Source organism: Pseudomonas sp. B392_1p (genome assembly GCF_052245235.1).
Taxonomy (GTDB): domain Bacteria; phylum Pseudomonadota; class Gammaproteobacteria; order Pseudomonadales; family Pseudomonadaceae; genus Serpens; species Serpens gallinarum.
The window spans coordinates 387,052-410,370 of record NZ_JBQPXM010000001.1; the positions used below are offsets into that span (position 1 = coordinate 387,052).

Annotated in this window: 22 protein-coding genes; 7 read left to right on the forward strand and 15 right to left on the reverse strand. The window is 63.0% G+C overall.

Annotated elements, in window-relative coordinates:
* Positions 1–12: 12 nt before the first annotated feature.
* Positions 13–549: a dihydrofolate reductase gene (locus ACTV8E_RS01805; RefSeq protein WP_443198266.1), complete on the forward strand. Its 537-nt coding sequence runs from the start codon at positions 13–15 to the stop codon at positions 547–549.
* 47 nt (positions 550–596) lie between these two features.
* Here the strand turns inward: ACTV8E_RS01805 and ACTV8E_RS01810 are convergent, their stop codons facing one another.
* Both ACTV8E_RS01810 and ACTV8E_RS01815 read right to left on the reverse strand, forming a co-directional pair.
* Entirely contained in the window at positions 597–1,985 is a 1,389-nt protein-coding gene (locus ACTV8E_RS01810) for a uracil-xanthine permease family protein (protein WP_251835724.1), read from the reverse strand.
* A gap of 153 nt (positions 1,986–2,138) precedes the next feature.
* Positions 2,139–2,510, reverse strand: coding sequence for a VOC family protein (locus ACTV8E_RS01815; protein ID WP_443198267.1), 372 nt, complete (start codon positions 2,508–2,510; stop codon positions 2,139–2,141).
* A 245-nt stretch (positions 2,511–2,755) separates the two neighbouring features.
* Here ACTV8E_RS01815 and ACTV8E_RS01820 point away from each other — a divergent pair, with 245 nt between their 5' ends.
* Complete coding sequence (locus ACTV8E_RS01820; RefSeq protein WP_251835726.1) at positions 2,756–3,064, forward strand: hypothetical protein; 309 nt, start codon at positions 2,756–2,758, stop codon at positions 3,062–3,064.
* Between the two features lie 96 nt (positions 3,065–3,160).
* Here the strand turns inward: ACTV8E_RS01820 and ACTV8E_RS01825 are convergent, their stop codons facing one another.
* From ACTV8E_RS01825 to ACTV8E_RS01855, 7 genes are all read right to left on the reverse strand, one after another.
* Positions 3,161–3,733 (reverse strand): hypothetical protein, encoded by a 573-nt coding sequence (locus ACTV8E_RS01825; protein ID WP_251835727.1) that lies wholly within the window; start codon positions 3,731–3,733, stop codon positions 3,161–3,163.
* Positions 3,734–3,804: 71 nt separating this feature from the next.
* Positions 3,805–5,013, reverse strand: coding sequence for a transglycosylase SLT domain-containing protein (locus ACTV8E_RS01830; RefSeq protein ID WP_251835728.1), 1,209 nt, complete (start codon positions 5,011–5,013; stop codon positions 3,805–3,807).
* 66 nt (positions 5,014–5,079) lie between these two features.
* A complete protein-coding gene (locus ACTV8E_RS01835; protein WP_251835729.1) occupies positions 5,080–6,093 on the reverse strand; it encodes a hypothetical protein in 1,014 nt (337 codons plus the stop codon).
* A gap of 47 nt (positions 6,094–6,140) precedes the next feature.
* Positions 6,141–7,076 carry an LPP20 family lipoprotein gene (locus ACTV8E_RS01840; RefSeq protein ID WP_251835730.1) on the reverse strand — a complete coding sequence of 312 codons (936 nt, stop codon included), beginning with the start codon at positions 7,074–7,076 and terminating at the stop codon, positions 6,141–6,143.
* Positions 7,077–7,400: 324 nt separating this feature from the next.
* Entirely contained in the window at positions 7,401–9,239 is a 1,839-nt protein-coding gene (gene ilvD, locus ACTV8E_RS01845; protein WP_443198268.1) for a dihydroxy-acid dehydratase, read from the reverse strand.
* 205 nt (positions 9,240–9,444) lie between these two features.
* Positions 9,445–10,467: an Ldh family oxidoreductase gene (locus ACTV8E_RS01850; protein ID WP_443198269.1), complete on the reverse strand. Its 1,023-nt coding sequence runs from the start codon at positions 10,465–10,467 to the stop codon at positions 9,445–9,447.
* Positions 10,468–10,579: 112 nt separating this feature from the next.
* Positions 10,580–11,776: a class I SAM-dependent rRNA methyltransferase gene (locus tag ACTV8E_RS01855; protein WP_443198270.1), complete on the reverse strand. Its 1,197-nt coding sequence runs from the start codon at positions 11,774–11,776 to the stop codon at positions 10,580–10,582.
* A 239-nt stretch (positions 11,777–12,015) separates the two neighbouring features.
* Between ACTV8E_RS01855 and ACTV8E_RS01860 the strand changes: the two genes are divergently transcribed.
* The 5 genes from ACTV8E_RS01860 (at position 12,016) to ACTV8E_RS01880 (ending at position 16,719) form a co-directional block, all read left to right on the forward strand.
* A complete protein-coding gene (locus ACTV8E_RS01860; RefSeq protein ID WP_251835828.1) occupies positions 12,016–12,834 on the forward strand; it encodes an HDOD domain-containing protein in 819 nt (272 codons plus the stop codon).
* Between the two features lie 77 nt (positions 12,835–12,911).
* Positions 12,912–13,724: a bifunctional DNA-formamidopyrimidine glycosylase/DNA-(apurinic or apyrimidinic site) lyase gene (gene mutM / locus ACTV8E_RS01865; protein ID WP_443198271.1), complete on the forward strand. Its 813-nt coding sequence runs from the start codon at positions 12,912–12,914 to the stop codon at positions 13,722–13,724.
* Between the two features lie 41 nt (positions 13,725–13,765).
* Positions 13,766–14,344 (forward strand): lysophospholipid acyltransferase family protein, encoded by a 579-nt coding sequence (locus ACTV8E_RS01870; RefSeq protein WP_443198272.1) that lies wholly within the window; start codon positions 13,766–13,768, stop codon positions 14,342–14,344.
* Positions 14,345–14,418: 74 nt separating this feature from the next.
* Positions 14,419–14,748: a multidrug transporter gene (locus ACTV8E_RS01875; protein ID WP_251835736.1), complete on the forward strand. Its 330-nt coding sequence runs from the start codon at positions 14,419–14,421 to the stop codon at positions 14,746–14,748.
* A gap of 168 nt (positions 14,749–14,916) precedes the next feature.
* On the forward strand, positions 14,917–16,719 hold the full coding sequence (locus tag ACTV8E_RS01880) for a Na/Pi cotransporter family protein (RefSeq protein ID WP_443198330.1): 1,803 nt from the start codon (positions 14,917–14,919) through the stop codon (positions 16,717–16,719).
* A 37-nt stretch (positions 16,720–16,756) separates the two neighbouring features.
* On the opposite strand, the gene ggt is transcribed toward ACTV8E_RS01880, so the two are convergent.
* The 6 genes from ggt to ACTV8E_RS01910 form a co-directional block, all read right to left on the reverse strand.
* Positions 16,757–18,475 (reverse strand): gamma-glutamyltransferase, encoded by a 1,719-nt coding sequence (gene ggt, locus ACTV8E_RS01885; protein ID WP_443198273.1) that lies wholly within the window; start codon positions 18,473–18,475, stop codon positions 16,757–16,759.
* 2 nt (positions 18,476–18,477) lie between these two features.
* Positions 18,478–18,729, reverse strand: coding sequence for a YfhL family 4Fe-4S dicluster ferredoxin (locus ACTV8E_RS01890; RefSeq protein WP_251835738.1), 252 nt, complete (start codon positions 18,727–18,729; stop codon positions 18,478–18,480).
* Between the two features lie 261 nt (positions 18,730–18,990).
* Positions 18,991–19,470, reverse strand: coding sequence for a pantetheine-phosphate adenylyltransferase (gene coaD, locus ACTV8E_RS01895; protein ID WP_251835739.1), 480 nt, complete (start codon positions 19,468–19,470; stop codon positions 18,991–18,993).
* Positions 19,471–19,553: 83 nt separating this feature from the next.
* On the reverse strand, positions 19,554–21,146 hold the full coding sequence (locus ACTV8E_RS01900; RefSeq protein WP_443198274.1) for a GMC family oxidoreductase N-terminal domain-containing protein: 1,593 nt from the start codon (positions 21,144–21,146) through the stop codon (positions 19,554–19,556).
* A 60-nt stretch (positions 21,147–21,206) separates the two neighbouring features.
* Positions 21,207–21,737 carry a twin-arginine translocation pathway signal protein gene (locus ACTV8E_RS01905; protein WP_443198275.1) on the reverse strand — a complete coding sequence of 177 codons (531 nt, stop codon included), beginning with the start codon at positions 21,735–21,737 and terminating at the stop codon, positions 21,207–21,209.
* 16 nt (positions 21,738–21,753) lie between these two features.
* Complete coding sequence (locus ACTV8E_RS01910; protein ID WP_443198276.1) at positions 21,754–23,184, reverse strand: coniferyl aldehyde dehydrogenase; 1,431 nt, start codon at positions 23,182–23,184, stop codon at positions 21,754–21,756.
* Positions 23,185–23,319 lie beyond the last annotated feature (135 nt).

Here is a 23,319-nt window from a genome sequence, read left to right on the forward strand (position 1 = left end):
CAGCCAGCCGCAATGGACGTTATTCTCGCGCCCATGAATACGACCTATCTCCCCCTCGCGATGATCGCCGCTCTTGCCCGCAACGGCGTAATCGGCCTCGACAACAGCATGCCCTGGCACCTGCCGGCGGACCTCAAGCACTTCAAGGCCAAGACGCTCGGCAAGCCGATCATCATGGGCCGCAAAACTTGGGATTCTTTGGGTAGGCCGCTGCCGGGACGGCTCAATCTGGTCATCAGCCGCCAGCCCGACCTACAGCTCGAAGGCGCCGAAGTCTTCGCTTCGCTGGAAGCGGCGCTGGTACGCGCTGACGAGTGGGCGCGCGCGCAGGGCGTTGACGAGTTGATGCTGATCGGTGGCGCACAGCTATACGCCCAGGCGCTGCCGCTGGCCGAGCGCTTGTACCTGACGCGCATCGAGCTGGAACCGCAGGGCGATGCGTTCTTCCCGGAGCGGATTGCCGCCGAGTGGAAGCTCACTGAGCGGGAGGAGCATGACGCCGTTGAGCCGGCACCTGCTTATACGTTCGAGACCTGGGTACGCGCTTGATTGCTGGCGAGCAGCGCGGTTCGAGGCCGCGCTACTCGCCACGCTGATCAATGCGTCTGTTCGGTGCTCTTCGGGGTTTCCGGCAAGAACCAGTTCATTACCAGGGCACAGATGCCGCCGGTGGCCACACCGGATTCCAACACGCTGCGCAGTCCAGCCGGTAGGTGAGCGAGGAATTCCGGTACCTGGGAGAAGCCCAGGCCGAGGGCCAGCGATACCGAGATGATCAGCAGCGCGCGGCGATCCAGCTGGATACCGGCGAGGATGTTGATGCCGGCCGCCGCCACGGCGCCGAACATCACCAGCGCGGCGCCGCCGAGCACTGGCTCGGGCACGGCTTGCAGCACGCCCGCCACGGCCGGAAACAGGCCGAGGACAACCAGCATGGCGGCGATCCACATCCCTACGTAGCGGCTGGCGATGCCGGTCAACTGGATGATGCCGTTGTTCTGCGCGAACACCGAGCTGGGGAAGGTGTTGAACACGCCGGCCAGCAGCGAGTTGGCGCCGTTGACCAGCACGCCGCCCTTGATGCGCTGCATCCACAGCGGACCGACGACCGGCTGGCGCGAGAGCTGGCTGGTGGCGGTGACGTCGCCGATGGCTTCCAGCGAGGTGACCAGGTAGATCACCACCAGCGGAATGAACAGGCCCCAGGAAAAGCCCAGGCCGAAGTGCAGCGGCATCGGCACCTGGAACAGCTCGGCCTCGCGCATGCCGGTGAAATCCAGGCGCCCCAGATAGGCGGCCAGCGCGTAGCCGATGGCCAAGGCGATGATGATGGCGCAGCTGCGCATCCACACCACCGGCAGGCGGTTGATAATGACGATGGCGGCCAGCACCACGCCGGACAGCAACAGGTTCTCGCCGTTGGCGAAGGTGCCGTCGCCCATGGCCGCGTAGCCGCCGCCCATGCTGATCAGGCCGACCTTGATCAGGGTCAGGCCGATCATCAGCACCACGATGCCGGTCACCAGCGGGGTGATCAGGCGTTTGACGAACGGCAGGATGCGCGACACGCCCATCTCGATGAACGAGCCGGCGATCACCACGCCGAAGATGGCCGCCATTACCGACTCGACCGGCGTGCCCTGGCCGACCATCAACACGCCGCCGGCAATCAGCGGGCCGACGAAGTTGAAACTGGTGCCCTGCACGATCAGCAGACCCGCGCCGAACGGGCCGAAGCGCTTGCACTGAACGAAGGTGGCGATGCCGGAGATGACCAGCGACATGGACACGATCAGGTTGGTGTCGCGCGCCGACACGCCAATGGCTTGGCAGATCAAAAGGCCTGGCGTGACGATCGGCACAATGATCGCCAACAAATGCTGCACGGCGGCGAGAAAGGCGACCCAGGGGCGTGGGCGGTCGTTGAGGCCAAGCACCAGATCCGGCGGTGCCTCGCTGGCAGGCGTGTTATCAAGTGAACTCATGGAGGGATGTCCGCGAAAAAACCGCGATTCTACTGCGAGCGAAGAATGCCGCCCACTGATTGCGTGCGTGGGCGGTTTTTCCAACCAATAGCGATGGGGCTTTCGCTGCGCTCAATGCAACCTGCCGGCTGACATGCCTCACCTGGATCACGGCTACTGCATCGAATGCAGGCCGATCACATTGCCTTCGGTGTCGGTCACCAGGCTGATGAAGCCGTGCTCGCCGATGGCCATCTTGGCTTCGCGGATCTGACCGCCGGCGGCTTTGGCGCGCTCAGCCTCCACGGCGCAGTCCTGGCAACTGAAATAGACGGTCACGCTGTTGCCGCCGGGCGGCACGGCATCCTCTTTTACCAAGGCGCCGGCGGCGCCGCTGGTTTCCATGTCACCGGGGAAGGTCCAGTATTCCATGGTCTCGTCACCCAGATTGGTGAGCTGGGTCTGGAATACCTGTTCATAGAAGGCTTTGGCCCGTTGCAGATCCTGCACATGGATTTCGAACCAGACTACTGGATTATTTTTCATGGCGGTCTCCCACGGCTCGCGGTCTTCCGAGAGCCGGTTGTAGTGAGGTGACCAGGGAGCGCCATCAAACGGCTCGATAGCCGCTCAAGCCTGGGCCGTGTTCAGGCAAGCACCCTTTGCTCCAGAGAGCCAAAGGGATCGGATGAAAGGCCTTAGCTGATCGGCAGAACCGGATATCGTGCGACGGGCACCAAACGGCCATGCGCGGACTCAACCCCATACCGCCACCGATTCGGGAGAACCCCATGAACAAGGCAACGTTGACCGGAGCCATGCTGGGTGGGCTGCTTATGGCCATGCCGCTAGTGCAGGCGCAAACCCCAGGGCCCGCCGATCCGATCGATGAACAGGGGCCGGCTCTTTCACCGCCGTTGGATGGCGGGCCGGGCAGCTCCGGCGAAGATCCGCGCCGCCGCGGTGAGGACAGAGGACGTGAGGGGCTGCCGCCCGACACCGATCATGACGGCGTACCGGATGCGGACATGCCCGGCACCGAGCAACTGCCCGGGGAGGATTTGGACCGGAAAATGGATCTAGACATGGAACAGTCCTGATCACGGCAGGACCTCCCACGAAAAACGCCGTTTCCCCTTGAAGAGAAACGGCGTTATATAGCGAGGCTTATCGCCTCTTCACGGCGTCAATGGCGATCAGCGAGTCGCTTCGATCAGCTCGTTCTGGGCCTTGGCGGCGCGGAATTCCTCAAGGAGGATTTCTTCGTTTTGCGGCGACAGCTTGCGCTTGCTCTGGCGCATGATGCTTTCGAACAGGCCCTTGGTCGCTTCAGGCTGCATGGCCACCATGACACACAGGTTGCGCTGATCGTTGATGTTGACGTAATCCACCTTGGCGGGACGCGAGCCCACGATGAACTCGTTCGCCACCTGGCGTGACACCGACTCGAAGGTGCCGCCCTGTTCGCTTTGGCCGCCGCCAGTGGAGTTGCGCATGTATTCCTTATCCATGGCTTGCACCTTGACGCCAATTTCCTTGGTCAGACTGGCGCGGGCGTTGGCGGTGGCCTGGGCACGGTCCAGGCTGAAGTTGCCGGTGTCGCGCACGCAGCTGGTGGAGGCGATGCCGCCGTCAACCATCGGCGCCATGACCCAGTCAGGCAGGCTGCCGGAGCTGGAGTTGGCCTTGTCGGCCGGAGTGCTGGCGCAACCGCTCAACAATGCGATGCTGACTGCGGACAGGCAAAACAATGTGGTGAAACGCTTCATTCATATGCTCCTGGTTATTGCAACGCGTGTACTGACTGAGAAATGCATGTCGGCCTTGGAAGGCCGATGGATTACAGCTCGCGGTAACCCGGCAGGCGGGCAACGACGCGTTTGAGGTAGTCGCGTGTTTCCTGGTACGGCAGCTTGATGCGCAAGTGCTCGTAGTTCGCTTGGGGCGAGCGCTGGTTGATCAGCGTTGCCGCCTTGGTGATGTTGGTGGTGCCGGTGTAGCTGCGTGCAACGTTACCGGCGCCTGTGTTGTAGGCCGCGATCATGCAGTAGAGGCGGCTTTCCGGATGGGTAATTGCGCGCAGATAGCGCGTCTGCAGAATGTGCAGATAGGCTGCGCCGAGCTGGATGTTCTTACCCGCGTCATACAGGTAGGACGGTGTCACCACCCGAGCCTTGCCGTAGACGAGTTCGGTAGCATCTTTACCCGCGGAGCCCGGTACGATTTGCATCAGGCCGTACGCCGGTACCGGCGAGCGTGCCAGCGGATTGAAAGCGCTCTCGGTGTGCATGACCGCCAGCACCAGGGCGGGCTCCACCTGCCATTTTCGGGCAGAGGCGTTTACCTCCGCCAGAAAGTCCTGAGCCTTGCGCGCCGGGCGTTCGGCAGGCAGGGCAACGGTAATCGTGACAACACCTTCGGCTGCGGAGGTGCTGTGCACGGCGCCGGTTGCCAGTTGCTGGGCAACCTGTTCGACCTGGGCGGGCGAGGGACGAGCACTGTCGAACAGTTCGCCAAGCACCAGGGCGTGCTTGACCGGTGTCTGTTCAGCGAGACCGGGGGCGGCTTTCGCCACGGCCTCTTCGACCGTCTGCGATACCGGATCGTTGTTGAAGGCGCTGGCCAAATCGGTTGACAGCAGGGTGTGCAATTCGCGACGGATCAGCGCCTGGTTCGGTGTCCCGGCTTCGGGTCGCAAGCGAAGGGTAATCTGGTTGGCATCGAAGTCGACGATGCGCTGAATGGCCTTGTTGTCGCTGTATTCCACCCAACGGGTCTGACTGCTGAGTTCGGCATTGCGCCAGTAAGCGGCGAGTTCCTGTTGCCGTGCTTTTACCGCGTCGGCGTAGCTGCTGCGGTAGGTGTCGAAGGCCGCTGCAAAATCACGTTGATAGATATCGAACTCGGCGGAGCGGCCATCGCGGAACCTCTGCTGTGCAGCCAGTTGCGAGCGGCGATACGCTTCGAATTCACTTTCGGCGCGCGCGCTGGTCCATGCCAGGCCGGCCAACGTGCCGAGCGAAGTCGTTAAAAAAACACGTCTTTTCATGTGGCCACCGGGGTGACGGCGCGGGTGACACCGGCGCGCGGCCGGAGTCACCTGGCGGCAGAGGGCTTAGAGACTCAGGCTGCTCATGTCCAAGCCGACTTGCTCAAGAAAGCTCTTCTTGAACTGCATCTGCACGGGTTGGCCAAGGCGAATCTTGTCGGCAATCTCGCTGTCGATGATCATCCAGGAGGTGTCGCTGCCAATTTGGTCGGACACCCGCGCGGTGCCAAGCTTGAAGACGTCGACCGAGGTTTTGTTGGTCAGCGGGTTGGTCGAATGGGTGAGATTGAGAATTTCCAGGCTGTTGCCCGGCTTCAAGCCATGATTGCTGCCCATGCTGACCTTAATGATGTTCTGGCCGTTGCCGGAGCGGTGTTCGATCACATAGCCACGAGGCGCGAAAATGTTCTGCAGATCGACCCGCAGGGCATTGACGCCGCGGCTCGCGGCAGCTTGTACCAGTCGCTGTGCACCGTTCTCGCTCAGCGGGCAGTTGCTGTTGCGGGTTTCCTGGCTGCTGCTGGCGCTGCCCTTCAGTTCCAGGGACTTCACCGGCTGCATTTCCGGCATCTGATATACCCGGATGCTGCCAGCGATCTCGCCGCTGTAGTTGCACTTGGCCGCGCTTTCGTACCATTTGCCGTTCTTGTCCTGCCAGCGTTGGGCTTCGGTGAACGAGGATCCAGCGGAGGCTTGGGTGACCACGCCAACAATCGCGATATCGGCAACTTCGGGGCCGGTGTAGCCGGATTTGCCGTGCATTTCCGCCAGCGCCAGCTCCTTCTGCAGACGGGTGGCAAGCTTGCGGTCGACCAGCTCGCTATGGGTGGCACCCAAATGCTTTTCCAGCTCCCCGGCGATGGTGCCGCCCACGCGGGCCGATTTGGCCAGGGTGATCTCACCGTGGTCAGCTTCGAATACCACGACGCGAGGCTTGCTGCCTGCCAGCTCCGCCTTGCTCGGCATGATCTCGCTGGGCTGCAGGCTTACCGGAGCCATCGCGTCGAAGTTCTTGATGCTGGTGCCTGCGCAGCCAGTCATTGCCAGCGCCAGAACGCTGAGTAGTGCAACTTTTTTCATATAACTCCCCATCTAGGCCAAACCAGCCAAAAAACGCTTCGCAGACGTTACCGAAGACTCAAATCGCGCAAGACACGCTCTACGCCATCGGCGGCCAGGAACTTGCGCAGTGCGTCGTCCAGCGCGGCCTCGTAACCGATCATGGATACGCCATTCAGTCGGTAGCTCTGCCGGGCAATTGCGCTGTTGCGGTCATCCAGCAGGGCGATGGAAAGGTCGATGACGGCATTCTTGCTGCCAAACATCTCGCGATTGGTCACTTTTGCGCTCAGCTCCAGGCGGCCGTCAGCGCGACCGCGCGACACGGTGCGCACGGTGAGCTCGCGGCCCAGGGCTTCGGCTAGCGGGGCGAATTCGGGTTCGGCCTGGAGATGCACCGTCACGCCCTGCAGCACCTGATCACATTGATTTTGGTAAGCGTCGAAGCGGCGCAGCGGCGTGCTCGCATCGAACTCAAGGGCTGTAGTGGAGAGCGCCAGCGTCAGCAAACGACCCTGTTCGATGAGCGGGGAGGTGTTCTGGCAGGCCAGGAAACGTTCAAACGGACGCGCCACGGTTTGCCAATCCAGCTTGCGCTTCAGCTCCGCCTCGAGGTTGTCCAGTTGCAGCTGGGTGTCGCGGACAAAATCTTCGCGGGACATTTCGACCAGCGAGAAATAGCGTCCACCGACCAGTTCGGTCTGGCGCACGTTATAAGCGGATAATTTGATGTCCTGGATATAAGCCTCGACGGTTTCCTGGTAACTGCGGGTGACGGTGCCACCGGAGATACCGCCTTGGGAAACGGCGTCGCTGCGGATGCGCGTGCTCAGTTTGCCGGCAATCGAGCGCAGCGCCTGCTGGGTTGATTCATTGAGGGATGGACCTTCGCCGATGCCATAGAGGGCGACGAGGGAATCCTGCGGCGGGGAACTGACCCAGCTGGGCAGCGGCGCTGCTACGCAGGCAGAAGTGAGAAAGGCGCCCAGAAGAGAGAAATACATTGCCAAGCCAGAAACGAATCGGCCTGCCGTGCGCTTGGAAGAGACTGCCATTCCCGCATGCTCCAAATCTATTAATGTGCCATCCGTATGCTGCGGGAACGCCATGCGGTACGCGGCACCGGCGATCCATTGCGGCTTTTTGCCGTATCGATAACATCCGTGGTGGCGAAATATCATCACAAAAGTGTGACGCATGTCCATTTTTTATGAGTAATCCACGCTTGATGCCGTGCGGTTTATAGCGGCTCAATCAAGATGATCAGGAACAAAAAAGGCCCGCTCCGGGAGATGCCGGAGCGGGCCTTTTAGAGGTGGACCAGTGAATCAGCCGTCCAGCATCGCCTTGTTGCGCACCGCGCCCTTGTCGGCACTGGTGGCCAGCAGGGCGTAGGCCTTGAGGGCGGTGGTTACCTTGCGCGCGCGCGGCGCGGCGGGTTTCCAGCCTTTCTTGTCCTGCTCGACGCGGCGGGCGGCGAGCTCTTCATCGGAAACCAGCAGGTTGATGGAGCGCTGCGGGATGTCGATGAGGATCTTGTCGCCTTCCTGCACCAGGCCGATGGCGCCGCCCGAGGCGGCTTCCGGCGAAGCGTGGCCGATGGACAGGCCGGACGTACCGCCGGAGAAGCGGCCATCGGTGAGCAGGGCGCAGTCCTTGCCCAGGCCCTTGGATTTCAGGTAACTGGTCGGGTAGAGCATTTCCTGCATGCCCGGGCCGCCCTTCGGGCCTTCGTAGCGAATGATCACCACGTCGCCGGCCTTCACTTCGTCGTTGAGGATGCCCTTCACGGCGCTGTCCTGGCTTTCAAAGATCTTCGCGGTGCCCTCGAACACGTGGATGGACTCATCCACGCCTGCGGTTTTCACCACGCAGCCGTCCACGGCGATGTTGCCGTACAGCACGGCCAGGCCGCCTTCCTGCGAATAGGCATGCTTGACCGAGCGGATGCAGCCGTTTTCACGGTCGTCGTCGACGCTGTCCCAGCGGGTCGACTGGCTGAATGCGGTTTGCGTCGGGATGCCCGCCGGGCCTGCCTTGAAAAAGGTGTGCACGTCTTCATCGGTGGTCTGGGTGATGTCCCACTGGGCGATGCCTTCAGCCAGAGTCGTGCTGTGTACGGTGGGCACGTCGGTGTGCAGCAGGCCGCCACGGGCCAGTTCGCCAAGGATGGAGAAGATGCCGCCGGCGCGGTGCACGTCTTCCATGTGGTACTTCTGGATGTTCGGCGCAACCTTGCACAGCTGCGGCACCTTGCGCGACAGCGCGTCAATGGCGCGCAGATCGAAGTCCACCTCGCCTTCCTGGGCGGCGGCCAGCAGGTGCAGGATGGTATTGGTCGAACCGCCCATGGCGATGTCCAGGGTCATGGCGTTCTCGAACGCCTTGAGGTTGGCAATGTTGCGCGGCAATACCGATTCGTCGTTTTCCGCATAGTAGCGCTTGCACAACTCGACGGCGACGCGACCGGCGCGCAGGAACAGCTGCTCGCGGTCGGCGTGGGTGGCCAGCATCGAACCGTTGCCGGGCAGGGCCAGGCCCAGGGCTTCCATCAGGCAGTTCATCGAGTTGGCGGTGAACATGCCGGAACAGCTGCCGCAGGTCGGGCAGGCGCTGCGCTCGTATTCGGCAACCTTCTCATCGGAGCAGCTATCGTCAGCAGCAACGACCATGGCGTCGACCAGGTCCAGGCCATGGCTGGCCAGCTTGGTCTTGCCGGCTTCCATCGGGCCGCCGGACACGAACACCACCGGAATGTTCAGGCGCAGGGCGGCCATCAGCATGCCGGGGGTGATCTTGTCGCAGTTGGAGATGCACACGATGGCGTCGGCGCAGTGGGCGTTGACCATGTACTCCACGGAGTCGGCGATGATTTCGCGGCTGGGCAGCGAATAGAGCATGCCGTCGTGGCCCATGGCGATGCCGTCGTCCACAGCGATGGTGTTGAATTCCTTGGCCACGCCGCCGGCCCGTTCGATCTCGCGAGCGACCAGCTGGCCCATGTCCTTGAGGTGCACGTGGCCGGGCACGAACTGGGTGAAAGAGTTGGCGATGGCGATGATGGGTTTCTTGAAGTCTTCGTCCTTCATCCCGGTGGCACGCCACAGCGCGCGGGCGCCGGCCATGTTGCGACCGTGGGTGGAGGTTTTCGAGCGGTAATCGGGCATGACGGTTCCTGCGACTGATCAGGTTCGGTAAGAGGGTGAGCGTATGTCGGACCGTTTGCACGACAGGTGGCCGTGCAAACGTTCGGGCTGGCCTACGTGGCGGGGTTACCGCTGGTGGGGCCGAAGCTCACAAGCCCGCCGGGGGATAATGGCGAGGAATGTCCAGATTCTACGCCGGGCGGCGCGACAAGGGGAAGCCGACGGCTCAGTGGCCGGCCAACTGGCGCAGCTGTTGCAGCGTGGTGGCCGGTAGGGCGACCCCCAATTGCCGGCTTTGCGCACGCTGATAGTAGCGGCGATCACCCGGTAAACGCGTCTGCCCGGCGCCGTGCAGCTGCCTGATCAGCTCTTCGGCGCGCGCGGCGAAGGCCTGACCGCCGCCCTTGCTGGGGTCGATGACGATCACCAGTTGTCCGGTCCACGGCGTTTGTGCACCGGGATGACCGCTCCAGTCGAATTCGAAGGAAAAATGCCCGCCGGTCAGCGCGGCGGCCAGCAGCTCGACCATCATCGACAGTGCCGAGCCCTTGTAACCCCCAAACGGCCGCAAGGCGCCGCCGTCGAGAATTGCCTGCGGGTCGTCGGTGTCGCGGCCTTCACGGTCGACGCCATAGCCCAGGGGCAAACGCCGGCCCTCACGGGCGGCGATCTGCACGTCGCCGTTGGCAATCGCGCTGGTGGCCAGGTCGAAAACCAGCGGTTCGCCCTCCATTCGAGGCGCGGCAAAGGCGATCGGGTTGGTACCGAACAGCGGCTTGCGACCGCCGTGAGGGACCACGCAGGCAAAGCTGTTGACGACCGTCAGCGCCACCAGGCCTTCGTTGGCGAAGGGCTCAACATCCGGCCAGAGCGCACCGAAATGGTGGGAGTTACGGATTGCCAGCAGGGCGATGCCCGCGTCGCGCGCCTTGGCCGCCAGCAGCGGGCGAGCGACCGCCAACGCCGGTTGGGCGAAACCGCCGCCGGCATCGACCCGTATGAACGCGGCGGCAACATCCTCGACGCGCGGCTCGGCGTGACCGTCCACCCAGCCGCTGGCGAGCGAGGCGACATAACCGGGAATGCGGAACACCCCATGGCTGTCGGCGCCGTCGCGCTGGGCGCTGGCGCAGTTCTCGGCCAGGCAGGCCGCCACCTTCGGCGACGTGCCATGGCATTCAAAGATACGTTGCAGCAGTTCGACCAGTTGCGGAAATGGCAGGCGAGCGGTGTCGGTAGATTCAGGCATGGGGACTCCAGCAGGCGATGGCCGTTCAGGGTGAACGGCCGTGATGGCGACCGCGCACGCCGCGTTGGCATGATCTGAGGATAACCCCTGTTTTCTAACCGCGAGTCACCGATCAGGCGTTGGGCAGCAACCGGCAGGTCAGGTTCTTGATGTAGCGGGTCTCGGGGATGGCCGGATGCACGGGATGATCCGGGCCCTGGCCGCCGCGTTCGAGTAACTGGATGTTGCGGTCCAGATGGCGGGCGCTTTGCAGCAGGATGTTCTGCAGGTCATCCTCGGGCAGGTGCATCGAGCAGCTGGCGCTGACCAGAATGCCGTCCTTGGTGAGCATACGCATGGCCATCTCGTTGAGGCGGCGGTAGGCGGCCTCGCCATTCTTGAGGTCTTTCTTGCGCTTGATGAACGCTGGCGGATCGACCAGCACCACGTCAAAGCGTTCTTCGGCGTTCTTCAGTTCCTTGAGCGCGGCGAACACGTCGCCTTCCACGCAGGCGACCTTCTCGGCCACGCCGTTCAGGGTGGCGTTGCGCTCCACGCCGTCCAGAGCGAAGCTGGAGGCGTCCACGCACATCACTTCGCTGGCGCCGAACACGGCCGCCTGCACACCCCAGCCGCCGATGTAGCTGAACAGGTCAAGCACGCGCTTGCCCTTCACGTAGGGCGCCAGGCGTGCGCGGTTCATGCGGTGATCATAGAACCAGCCGGTCTTCTGGCCTTCCAGCACCGGCGCCTGGAACTTCACGCCGTTTTCTTCCAGATCGACCCATTCCGGCACCACACCGAAGACGGTGTCCACGTAGCGTTCCAGGCCTTCGGCATCGCGGGCGCTGGAGTCGTTCTTGAACAGGATGCCGCGCGGCTTGAGCACCTGCACCAGGGCTTCGATCACCGCCTCCTTGTTGCGCTCCATGGTCGCCGAGGCCAGCTGTACGACCAGATGATCATTGAAGCGGTCCACCACCAGACCGGGCAGCAGATCGGAGTCGCCGTATACCAGGCGGTAGCAGGGTTGCTCGAACAGTCGCTCACGCAGGGAAAGGGCCACCTGGATGCGATGCACCAGCAGCGACTTGTCGAGCAGGTGTTTAACTTCGCGGGACAGCAAGCGGGCGCAGATCAGGTTGTTGGGGCTGACGGCGACAACGCCGAGGGCCTTGCCGTTGCTGGCTTCGAGGATCGCCTGATCGCCAGCCTGGAAGGCATTGAGCGGCGTGGCGGCGACGTCGATTTCGTTGCTGTAGACCCACAGATGGCCGGCGCGCAGGCGGCGGTCGGCATTGGCTTTGAGGCGCAGGCTGGGCAGGGTCATGGTGGAGCGCTCCGGCTAAAGGGCGCGATTATACGGAGATTAGCGTCGGGCAGGCCCGCGGTTTCCCCCGCTTTACTTAAGCGGCGCCTCGGCATTCCTGGTTACGGTTTGGCGTGGGCCATGCCTGGCCGCGTGCGCCGCGCAATCGGTAAACTACCGGCTTTCTCCGCTATCTCCACGGACCGCCCATGTCTGAAATTTCCGCAGAGCAGCTTCGCAACATCCTGCAAGGCATCAGTGTGCCGCCGCAGCCGCAAATCATGGTGGACCTGCAGATGGAACAACTGCAGCCCTACCCAGACGTGAACAATATTTCCCGCCTGATCAGCCAGGATCCAGGGTTGTCCGGGGCCTTGCTGAAGCTGGTGAACTCGCCGTTCTACGGGCTGAGCAACCGGATTTCGTCCATTCAGCATGCGGTCAACCTGCTGGGCACCCATACGGTGATCAACCTGATCAATGCCCAGGCGATCAAGGGCGAGTTGGGTGATGAGGACATCGCCGCGCTCAACCGCTTCTGGGACAGCGCCCAGGACATCGCACAGGCCTGTGTGATGCTGGCCAAGCGCATCGGTTTTCAGTCGGCCGATGAGGCCTATGCGCTCGGGCTGTTTCACAATTGTGGTATTCCGCTGATGCTCAAGCGGTTTCCCAGCTACCCGCAGGTCCAGGAAGAGGCCTATTCGCGCGCGAGCGCCGACTGCCGGGTGGTGGATACGGAAAACCGTCTGCTCAACACCAACCATGCGGTGGTCGGTTACTACATTGCCCGCTCCTGGCGCTTGCCCGAGCGGGTCTGCGAGGCGATTGCCAACCATCACAACGCCTTGTCGATTTTCAGCGATGAGTCCAGCCGCAACACGCCGCTGAAGAACCTGCTGGCGATTCTGAAGATGGCCGAACATATCTGTGCCTGTTATCAGGTGCTCGGTCAGCAAGACCACGATCATGAATGGGACAGCCTGAGTGCGCTGGTGCTCGACTATGTCGGCCTGACCGAGTACGAGTTCGACAACCTCAAGGAAATCGTGCTGGAGATGGGCGTCGGCCAGTACTGACCGATCCTGGAAACGCCAAGCTCGCTCCGTACATACCCACAGCACCTGCTGAGCGAGCGTTGTACACCGAGTTGTCTATGCCTGAATTACCCGAAGTCGAAACCACCCGTCGCGGCATCGAGCCGTTTCTCATCGGCCAGCGTGTGCGCCGCGTGGTGGTGCGCGAGCGTCGGCTGCGCTGGCCGATCCCCGACGATCTGGATGTGCGCCTGTCAGGGCAGCGCATCGAACGCGTCGAGCGGCGCGCCAAGTACCTGCTGATTGGCGCCGAGTGCGGCACGCTGATCGCCCACCTGGGCATGTCCGGCAGCCTGCGCCTGGTGGAGGCCGATACGCCGGTGCTCAAACACGAGCATGTGGATATCGAGCTGGAGTCCGGTCTGGCGCTGCGCTACACCGATCCGCGGCGCTTCGGTGCGCTGTTGTGGAGCGATGATCCACTCAATCATGCGCTGCTGTGCAAGCTGGGTCCTGAGCCGTTGAGCGAACTGTTCAATGGCCAGCGCCTGTTCGAGCTGTCACGTGGCAAGAGCATGGCGGTCAAGCCGTTCATCATGGATAACGCGGTGGTGGTCGGCGTCGGCAACATCTACGCCAGCGAAGCCCTGTTTGCCGCCGGCATCGACCCGCGCCGTGCAGCCGGCACGATTTCTAAGGCCCGCTACGTCAAGCTGGCTGAGGCGATCAAGCGCATCCTGGCCCAGGCCATCGACTGCGGCGGCACCACGCTGCGGGATTTCGTCGGTGGGGATGGCAAACCGGGTTACTTCCAGCAGGAACTCTTCGTTTATGGACGGGCCGGGCAGTTCTGCAAACTGTGCGGGGGCAGCTTGCGTGACGTGAAGCTGGGACAGCGTTCAAGCGTGTATTGCGGGCGTTGCCAGCGCTGAGGCAACATTCAAGGCCTAATTACAAAAATGCCGAGGATTCGATGTCCGGTAACTATTTGCCGCGCAATCCGTTCGCTGAGGCGCTCGGGCGCAGCGTGCTGAAGCTGATGGGCTGGCGCATCGAGGGCCAACTGCCGGCACTCGACAAGTTCGTGATGATCGGCGCCCACCACACCAGCAACTGGGATTTCGTGGTGTTTATCGCCGCCAAGTTCGTGTTGCGCGTGAATGCCCGCTGGTTCGGCAAACACAGCCTCTTCCGCTGGCCGTTTGCCGGGCTGCTGAAGCGCTGGGGCGGCATCCCTATTAACCGTGGCCGCGCGGGTAATGTGGTCCAGCAGGCCGTGCAACGTTTTCGCGAGCACGCCCAGTTCATCCTGATCCTGTCGCCGGAAGGCACGCGCAAGCGGGTCGAGCGCTGGAAAATGGGCTTCTACCACATCGCTCGCAATGCCGGCGTACCCATCGTGCCGGGCGCGCTGGATTTCGCCAATAAACGCATCGTGATCGGCGCGCCGTTCTGGCCAAGCGGCAATGAGCAGGCCGATTTGCGCTCGCTGCTGGAGTTTTTCCGACCGTACGTGCCGAAAAAACCACACAACGCATTCCACGGCGGTTGAAGGCCGTCACGCTGGAGGGTGCCCCTGCGCTGCTATAGTCGCCCGGACACCCGCATAGCTGAAGGATCGCCTCCATGAACCCGTTTCGCACCCTGGCCGCCATCGTGGCGCTGACGTTCGGTCTGCTAAGCCTGCCCGTTCATGCCCACTCCAACCCCAGTGGCGATCCGATGTATACCGCCGATGCGCCGCCCGGCTACGCGATGATGGGAGATTTGCTGATTGCCCGTCCGTTGCTGATTGCGGCAACAGTGATCGGCACGGGCGTGTTTCTGGTCAGCCTGCCGTTCACGCTGCTGGGCGGCAACGTCGCCGAGGCGGGCCAGGCGCTGGTCGTCGAGCCAGGCAAGGCCGCCTTTGTACGTTGCCTGGGTTGTACCGAGAGCGGTTACAAGCGCGACTGACCATCTTCTGCGCAACCTGCCGAGAAGATTGAACAACTTTTTATCGGCAGCCCTGCTGACTTCCCGCTTCTGTACATTCCCGGCTAGCATCTGTGCCGGCGCGCTCAAGGGTGGGCGCGCACTGGCCTGGATTCAGCCGTGAAGCAGTATTCGAAACTCATCTTCCTGATGTTGGGCAGCCTGGCGCTGGCCTGGTCGTTCTGGTCAAGTGCTGGTTGGCTGCAGCTGTGCGCCGGGCTGGCGCTGTTCCTGTTCGGCATGCAGTGCCTGGAGGAAGGCTTGCGTGAGCTGGCCGGTGGCAAGCTGGAACACTGGCTCAAGCGCAGCACGTCGACGCCGTTCAAGGGCCTGTTGTTCGGCACCGGCGCGACCTTCGTGCTGCAGTCGAGCACCCTGGTGTCGCTGCTGACCATCGCCTTTCTGAGCACCGGGCTGATTCAATTGGCCGGCGGCATCGCCGTGCTGTTCGGCGCCAACCTGGGCGCCACCAGCGGTATCTGGCTACTGGCACTGGCCGGGCAGAACCTCAGTTTGTCTCCGTTGGCCTTGCCACTGCTGGTGTTCGGCGTACTGGCCAGCTTCAACGGCGCGAAGAGCAAGGCTGCGGGACGCATCGTGCTGGGTATCGCCTTTATTTTCCTGGGCATCGACCAGCTCAAGGAGGGCTTCACCAGTTTCGGCGATGCTCTGGATATGACGGCGTATCGGGCCGAAGGATTAGGCGGCCAGCTGTTTTTCGTCGGCATCGGCCTGGCGCTGACGGTGGTGCTGCAGTCCAGCCATGCAACCCTGATGCTGATCCTGGCGGCTCTGGCCGGTGGTCAGCTGGGGCTTGACCAGGGGTTGGCGCTGGCCATTGGCTCCAACGTCGGCAGCAGCGTATCCACCGCCGTCGTCGGCTTTCTGGGTGGCAACCGCAGCGGCCAGCGTCTGGCCCTGGCCCATGTGTTGTTCAATAGTCTGACGGCAATTGTGACCATTGCACTGTTGGCCCCGTTGACCTGGCTGGTGCTCTGGCTCACCGGTTTGTTCGGTCTGGGCAGCAATAGCCTGCTCCAGCTGGCGCTGTTTCACAGCCTGTTCAACGCCATGGGCGTCATGTTGTTCTGGCCCTGGCAGACGCAGCTGGCCAGGCTGCTGCGCCGTGTCTTGCCGGAGCAGGCCGAGCCGCAGGTGCTAATTGCTGACGTTGAACCGCAAATGCCGACCCTGACCCGCGCCCGCTATCTGGTAGACAGCGCCCTGGATTCGGCCGACGCCGCCGCCAGCGCCGTGGCTCAGGAGCTGCAGCACCTTGAGCGGCTGAGCCTGGAAGTGATTTGCCATGCCCTGTATCTGCCCATTGATCAGCTGGATGGCCCGCAAGTCGACGAAGCGTTGCTGCAAGCGCGAGTCGAGCCGCACGGGCTGGACGCCGACACGCTCTATCAGCGACACATCAAGGGTGTCTATGGCGACTTGCTGAGTTTCATGGGGCGCCGGGAACTGAACCTGGACGAGGCGCGGCAACAGTTCTGGCTGGGCAGTCAGGTGGCTGCGCTGCAGCTGGTGGACGCGGTCAAGGATGCCAAGCATCTGCAAAAGAACCTCAGTCGGCAGCTCGATGCACCCGACTCGGCGCTGCGCCGACGATATGTCGAACTGCGTCGCCATCTGCTGCTGTGCCTGCGTGAAGTGCGCGAGCTGAACCGCTCCAAGCTGCCCGATGCGCTGTGGGGCGAGCGCCTGCAATTGCTTGACGATCAGGCCGCGCGCTTCGATGCGGGCTTTCGTCAACGGCTGTTCGCCAGTGTGCGCACGGGAGAGCTGGATGGCTTGCAGACCAGTTCGCTGATGAACGATCTGGGCTATTGCAGCCGCATCATCCAGAGCCTGCGCAATGTGCTGCTGCTCAGCGAGGGGCATGAGCTGTCGCGCCAGCTTCGCGAGGTGCTGCCTCAGGAAGAGGCGCCGCTGATTCAGTTGCGCTGATAAGCGGCACTGGGCCAGGTGGGCGGCGAGTTATTGCCTAGTTGCCGACCAGCGCCGTACCAATGCCGCGCGGGTCGCTGGCCGCCTCGACCGTACCGTTGCGCTTGTCCCAGTGGATAACTTGCAGATTCCCGTAAGCGCGCTTCATGGGCGTGAGACGGTGGCCGAGCGCCTTGAGGTCGTCCAGTTGCTTCCGACTGAAGGCGTCTTCCTCGTATTCGACAACATCCGGCAAATACTGGTGATGGAAACGCGGCACGGCCGGCCAGGCGTGGGTTGGCTGATCGTCCAGGTAAGCGAGGATGCCGAGCAGGACCATGCTGGGGATGCGGCTGCCGCCTGGCGTGCCGAAGCTGGCAAAGACCTCGGGGCCATCGACGAAGGTTGGGCTCATGCTCGACAGCGGGCGTTTGCCGGCGGCGATGGCGTTGGCCGGACTGGCGCTCAGGCCGTAGGCATTGCTGCCGTGCAGGTCCGCGGCGAAGTCGTCCATTTCGTCATTGAGCAGTACGCCGGTGCCCGGCACGGTGAAGGCCGCGCCAAACATCATGTTCAACGACAAGGTGGCGGCCACCGCGTTGCCTTCGGCGTCCATGACGGTGAAATGGGTGGTGTGATCGCCTTCGCGCCAGGCGGAGGTGGGCGGTAAATCGCTGCTGGGTGTGGCCCGATCGGCCTTAACGCTTGCTGCAAGCTGGTCGAGATAAGGCGCCGCCAGCAGCTGTGCCAAGGGTGCAGCGACGAAATCCGGATCGCCGAGCAGGCCGCGATCGCGGTAGGCGCGGCGCAGGGCTTCGATGACCAGGTGGCTGCGTTGCAGAGTATCCGCCCGACGCCAGTCGAGGCGTTCCAGCAAACCCAGGCTTTGTGCGATGGCCAGGCCGCCAGCCGAGGGCGGCGGTGCGCTGATCAATTGCTGACCATTGTGCAGGGTAAAGCGCAGGGGTTCGCGCTCCACGGTGCGGTACGCCGCCAGATCCGCCAGGCTCCAGATCCCTCCGGCGCCCCGTACGCCGTCGACCAGGCGCCGGGCCAAGGGACCTGCATAAAAACCGGCACGCCCTTCGCGGGCCAGGCGCTCGAGGGTGTCGGCCAGCTCCGGCTGGCGCAGCACGTGGCCGAGCGGAGGAAGATCGCCGTCATGCAGGAACAGCCGGGCGCTTTCCGCGTCATCACGCAGCGCGGCCAGGCGCCAGCCGGCGCGTTCGCGATAGACGGCATCGACGGCAAAGCCCTGGCGTGCCAGCGCAATGGCCGGAGCCAAGCTCTGGGCCAGCGGCAGGCGCCCGCGATCTTTACTCAATTCCACCAGCGCGGCGGGCAGCCCAGGAATCGCGGCGGCCAACGGGCCATTCAGCGACAGGTGGCGCTGCACCTCACCGTCACGTAGGTACATGTCCGCTGTGGCGGCCAGTGGTGCACGTTCGCGGGCATCGAGAAAGCGGTGGCGCACCGGGTTGGCGGCTTCGCGCAGCAGGAAGAACCCACCGCCGCCCAAGCCCGAGCCATAAGGTTCGACCACGGCCAGCGCCGCGCTAACCGCCACGGCGGCATCAAAGGCGTTGCCGCCGTCGGCGAGAATCTGTCGACCGACCGCACTGGCTTGCGGATGGGCAGTGGCGACGGCGAAGTGTCCCGGGGATTGAGCCCAGCCGAGGCTGGCCCAGAACAGCAGGCCGACAAGGGTGGCGGCCTGGCGCAGCGCCTGCAGGCGGCGGCGCGTGGGCCGGAGCGATGCGGGCGCGAGGTCGGGCATGCTCAGGCCTTGCCGGTGATGATCAGGTATTTCTGCATCAGCTCGTCATGGCTCTCGACGTGGTTTTCGTCGAGGGGGATGCAGTCCACCGGGCAAACCTGCTGGCATTGCGGCTCGTCGTAATGCCCTACGCACTGGGTGCACAGGTTGGGATCGATGACGTAGATCTCCTCGCCCTGGGAGATCGCGGCATTCGGGCATTCGGGTTCGCAGACGTCGCAGTTGATGCAATCGTCGGTGATGATCAGGGACATGTCACAGCTCCTGCCGAGGCGGGATGACCTGGCAATCGGGGATTACAGGATGCAGATTGTGCCGCATTGGCGCCGGGCGTGCATGTCCGGGCGCCATGCGGCGCGCTTTGGCGAGAGTTTGCAGGCCGTTGAAAAACTACCTGCGTTGGCAATACGTCGTTAAAAACAGCCTCAGAATGCTCATTTAGAACCACTAAACTGCGCTTCTTCGGCTGTTTTTGCCTCGTCTTGCCTGCCTCGCCTACGTTTTTCAACGGCCTGCTAGCGCTTGAAACGTTCGGCCAATGCTGCGGCGACCGCCGGGTGGACGAAATTGGTGATGTCACCGCCCAGACAGGCGATTTCGCGCACCAGTGTGGAAGAAATGTAGGAGTATTTTTCTGACGGGGTGAGGAACATGCTTTCCACGTCCGGCACCAGTTGGCGGTTCATGTTGGCCAGCTGGAATTCGTACTCGAAATCGGAGACCGCACGCAGACCGCGCAGCAACACGTTGGCGTTCTGTTCCTTGACGAAGTGCGCGAGCAAGGTGGAGAACCCCACCACTTCCACGTTCGGCAGGTGCTCAGTGACCTCGCGGGCGAGCTCTACGCGTTGCTCCAGGCTGAACAGCGGATTCTTCTTGGGGCTGGCGGCGACGGCGATGATCACATGCTCGAACAGTCGCGAGGCGCGCTCGATAAGGTCGCCATGACCTCGGGTAATAGGGTCGAAGGTGCCCGGGTATAGCACACGGTTCATCGCAACGTCCTGATGGTTTTGGAGGAACCGGATAGTAACGCAGGCGATATACGGCGCAAAGCGGCACGTGCGGCAAGTTGCCGCTAAGCCTTGAGCCGCTCTGCCAGCAGGGTAGCGAGTTTGGCGCTGAGTCCATAGACCGACAACTGCGGGTTGGCGCCAATGCTGGTGGGAAACAACGAGCCGTCATGGATCGACAGGTTGCCCAGCTGATGATGCCGACCGAGGCTGTCGGTAACCGCCTGGCGTGGATCTTCGCCCATGGCGCAGCCACCCATCACATGGGCACAGCCCAGGCGGGTGCGGTAGCGCTCCAGGCGCAGGTTGTCGATCAGCTCGTGGGCCTGTTTGGCGGTCTTCACGTAGCCCGCATCGGCATGCAGCGGCAGCACGGCCTGGGCGCCGGCGGCGAACTGAATCTCGGCCATGCTGTGGAAGGCGCGCCGCAGGCCGTCCCAAGTGTAGTCGGTGATCCGGTAATCGAGTACCGGGCTGTCATCACTGCGCAGCACCACGGTGCCTTCGGCACTGTCCGGGTGGAAGCCGTCGCGCAGCAGGGCGAGCATCACGTTGGTGTGCGGCAACTGCTCCATGCGCAGGGCGTTGTCGATGCCAAAACGGCCCAGCAATGTGCTGGCCAGCGCAGGGTGCAATGGCGGTACTTCCAGCTTGTAAGACATCCGCCCACCGACGCCGTCGTCCCATTGGAACTGGTCGGAATACACCGACTGCGGGGCGCCGTAGAAAGGGTTGATGACCTGCTCGAACTGCGCGGCGGAGAAATTCACCAGGTGCAGGAAGGTGCGCTTGCCGGTGCGGCCATGGGGGTCGGGAGCTTCGGAGCGCAGCAACAGGCCGGGGGTATTAATGCCGCCGCCAGCGAGCACATAGTGCTTGGCCTTGACCAAGACTTTGCGGCCGGTGGGCGCCACGCAACGTTCATCCATACCCAAGCATTCAATGCCGGTGACCTGATCGCCTTCAAGCAGCAGGCGTTGGGCGCGAGCCAGGTAGAGCAATTCGCCGCCGTGATCGAGGGTCGCCGGGATGGTGGTCACCAGCATCGACTGCTTGGCGTTGGTGGGGCAGCCCATGCCGCAGTAGCCGAGGTTCCAGCAACCTTTGACGTTGCGCGGAATCACCTGCCAGTCGTAGCCGAGCGCGTCGCAGCCGGTGCGCAATACGTCATTGTTGGCATTGGGCGGCAGGTGCCACAGTGCGACGCCAAGGCGCTGCTCCATCTGCGCAAACCAGGGCGCCATCTCTTGGCTGGAGTGGCCTCGGACGCCGTGTTCGCGGGCCCAATGCTGCAGAGTGGCATCCGGCGTGCGGAAGCTCGAGGTCCAGTTGATGACCGTGGTGCCCCCCACAGTGCGACCCTGCAGAATGGTGACCGCGCCGTCCTTGCTCATGCGCCCGATGCCTTCCTGGTACAGGCTCGGGTAGGCATCGGCTTCCTGCATCGTGAAGTCGCTGCTGGTTTTCAGAGGGCCCTCTTCAATGAGCAGCACCTTAAGGCCGGCAGCGCTGAGAATTTCCGCAGTGGTGCCGCCGCCAGCGCCGCTGCCCACAATGGCGACATCGGCTTCCAGGGTCAGGTCGTGCTCAAGGCGCGAGCCGTCGTAGGTTTTCCAGCCGCGGGCCAGGCCTTCGGCAAACAGATCGGGTACAGGCATGGGAAGTCTCTTGTTCTTATAGGGAGGCCGCCAGCGAGGCTGCATCCGCTGTATCGCTATTCACACGGTCGGCGGGCCAGGGTAGCCACAGCGCGCCCAGGCCTCCGGGCGGGCGTACCAGGCCATCATCACCAGTTGCACCAACGAGCTATGACCCATGCGCAGCAGGTCCAGGTAGCTGTCTTCCCAGCGAGCCAGGAAGGCGCGGATGTCAGCGGCGCTGGCGTTGTCCCAGCTGCCCCAGATGCCCGTCAACGGCCCACGAGTTAGCGGCAGGGCGAGGACGTCGAACAGTTGCACGGTGAGCTTGAGCATTTCCGGCGACAGGTGTGCCAGGTTGCGGTCGAGGTTTTGCACTGTGGCGGCGACAGCCTGGGGCATCTGCGCCGAATCGACGGCGCCGTGCAACAGCACCGGCAACAGTGCGCGCAGGAAGGGCAGGTCAGACTGGCGCAGCACCAGGTAACCGCTGGCCGGAGTGCTGGCCGAACAGCCGCTGAGGCTGGCCGTCAGCCCGGCAGTGGCCAGGAAGGCGGTACCGAGCAGGCCGGTCTTGAGCACGCTGCGGCGGCTGAGGACGGTGTCTGTCATGGTTGTCACCTGGCAATCAGCGGATAAACAGCTTGTAGACCAGTTTTTGCAGCAGCTTGCCGTAGGGTGGGTAAATCAACCGCGCGGCGTTGAAGCGCTGCTTGCTGAAGACGGTCTTGGCCTTGCTGAAGGTCAGGAAGCCTTCGTGACCGTGGTAATGCCCCATGCCCGAGGCGCCGACGCCACCGAACGGGGCGTCGTCCTGGGCGACGTGCAGCAGCGTGTCGTTGATACACACGCCGCCGGAGTGGGTCTGTTCAAGGACGCGCTGCTGCTCGGCCTTGTCGTAGCCGAAGTAGTAGAGGGCCAGGGGGCGGGGACGATCATTGATGTAGGCGAGGGCGTCTTCGAGGCGCTGGTAAGGAATCACGGGCAGCAGCGGGCCGAAGATTTCCTCCTGCATGACCTTCATGTCGTCGGTGGTATTGAGCAGCACGCTATGGGCCATGCGACGTTCGTGAGTCTCCGGGAACAGTGGCACAACGGTGGCACCGTGGTTCTGTGCATCGCTAATGTAGCCATTGAGTCGATTGAGCTGGCGCTGATTGATGATCGCCGTGTAGTCCGGGTTGCTTTGCAACTGCGGATAGAAGCGTTGCACTGCCTGGCGATAGGCGTTGACGAAGTCGTTGAGACGCGCTTCGGGCACCAGCACGTAATCGGGAGCGATGCAGGTTTGGCCAGCATTGAGCGTCTTGCCCCAGGCGATGCGTTCGGCGGCATCCCGCAGCGGCACGGTGGTGGAGACAATCGCCGGCGATTTGCCGCCCAGTTCCAGGGTCACCGGGGTGAGGTTATCCGCAGCGGCGCGCATGACATGCTTGCCGACGCTGGTGGCGCCGGTAAACAGCAGATGGTCGAACGGCAGTTTGGAAAACGCCACGCCAATTTCAACATCCCCTGTGACCACGGCCACCAGGTCTTCCGGGAAAATGCGTGCCAGCAAAGTTTTCAGCAGCTCGGAAAATTCCGGAGTGGACTCGCTCATCTTGATCATCACCCGGTTGCCGGCAGCCAGCGCGCCGACCAGGGGGCCAATAGCGAGGAACAGCGGGTAGTTCCAGGGCACGATCACGCCCACTACACCGAGCGGCTGATAGATCACCCGGGTGCTGGCCGGTTGGAACGGCAGGCCGACTGCGCGTCGCGAGGTCCTCATCCATTTTTTCAGGTATTTGCTGGCGTAATGGATGCCCAGGATGCTCGGCATGATTTCCGCCATGCGCGTTTCGTCGGCACTGCGGTTGCTGAAGTCGCGACTGATGGCCTGGATAATGTTGTCCTGCTCCTGCACGAGCAGCTTTCGCAGCGCCTTGAGCCAGGCGCGACGCTGCTCGGCACTCGGCAGCGGGTTGGCGCGAAAGGCCGCGCGCTGGCGGGCTAGTACCTGTTCGAGTTGCTGGATATCCCGCTGATTCTGTTGCAGGTAGGCGATGTCGGCGACCATGGATGACTCCTCGGAACCGGGGGAAGCTCGTCGGGCATGACGGCTTTCTGTTGTTGTGGTTCAGCAGATTTAGAGCAATAACTCTAAGGTGTCAAATAGCATGCCGCGCCTATGTGCAATGAGCAGCCCACCGAA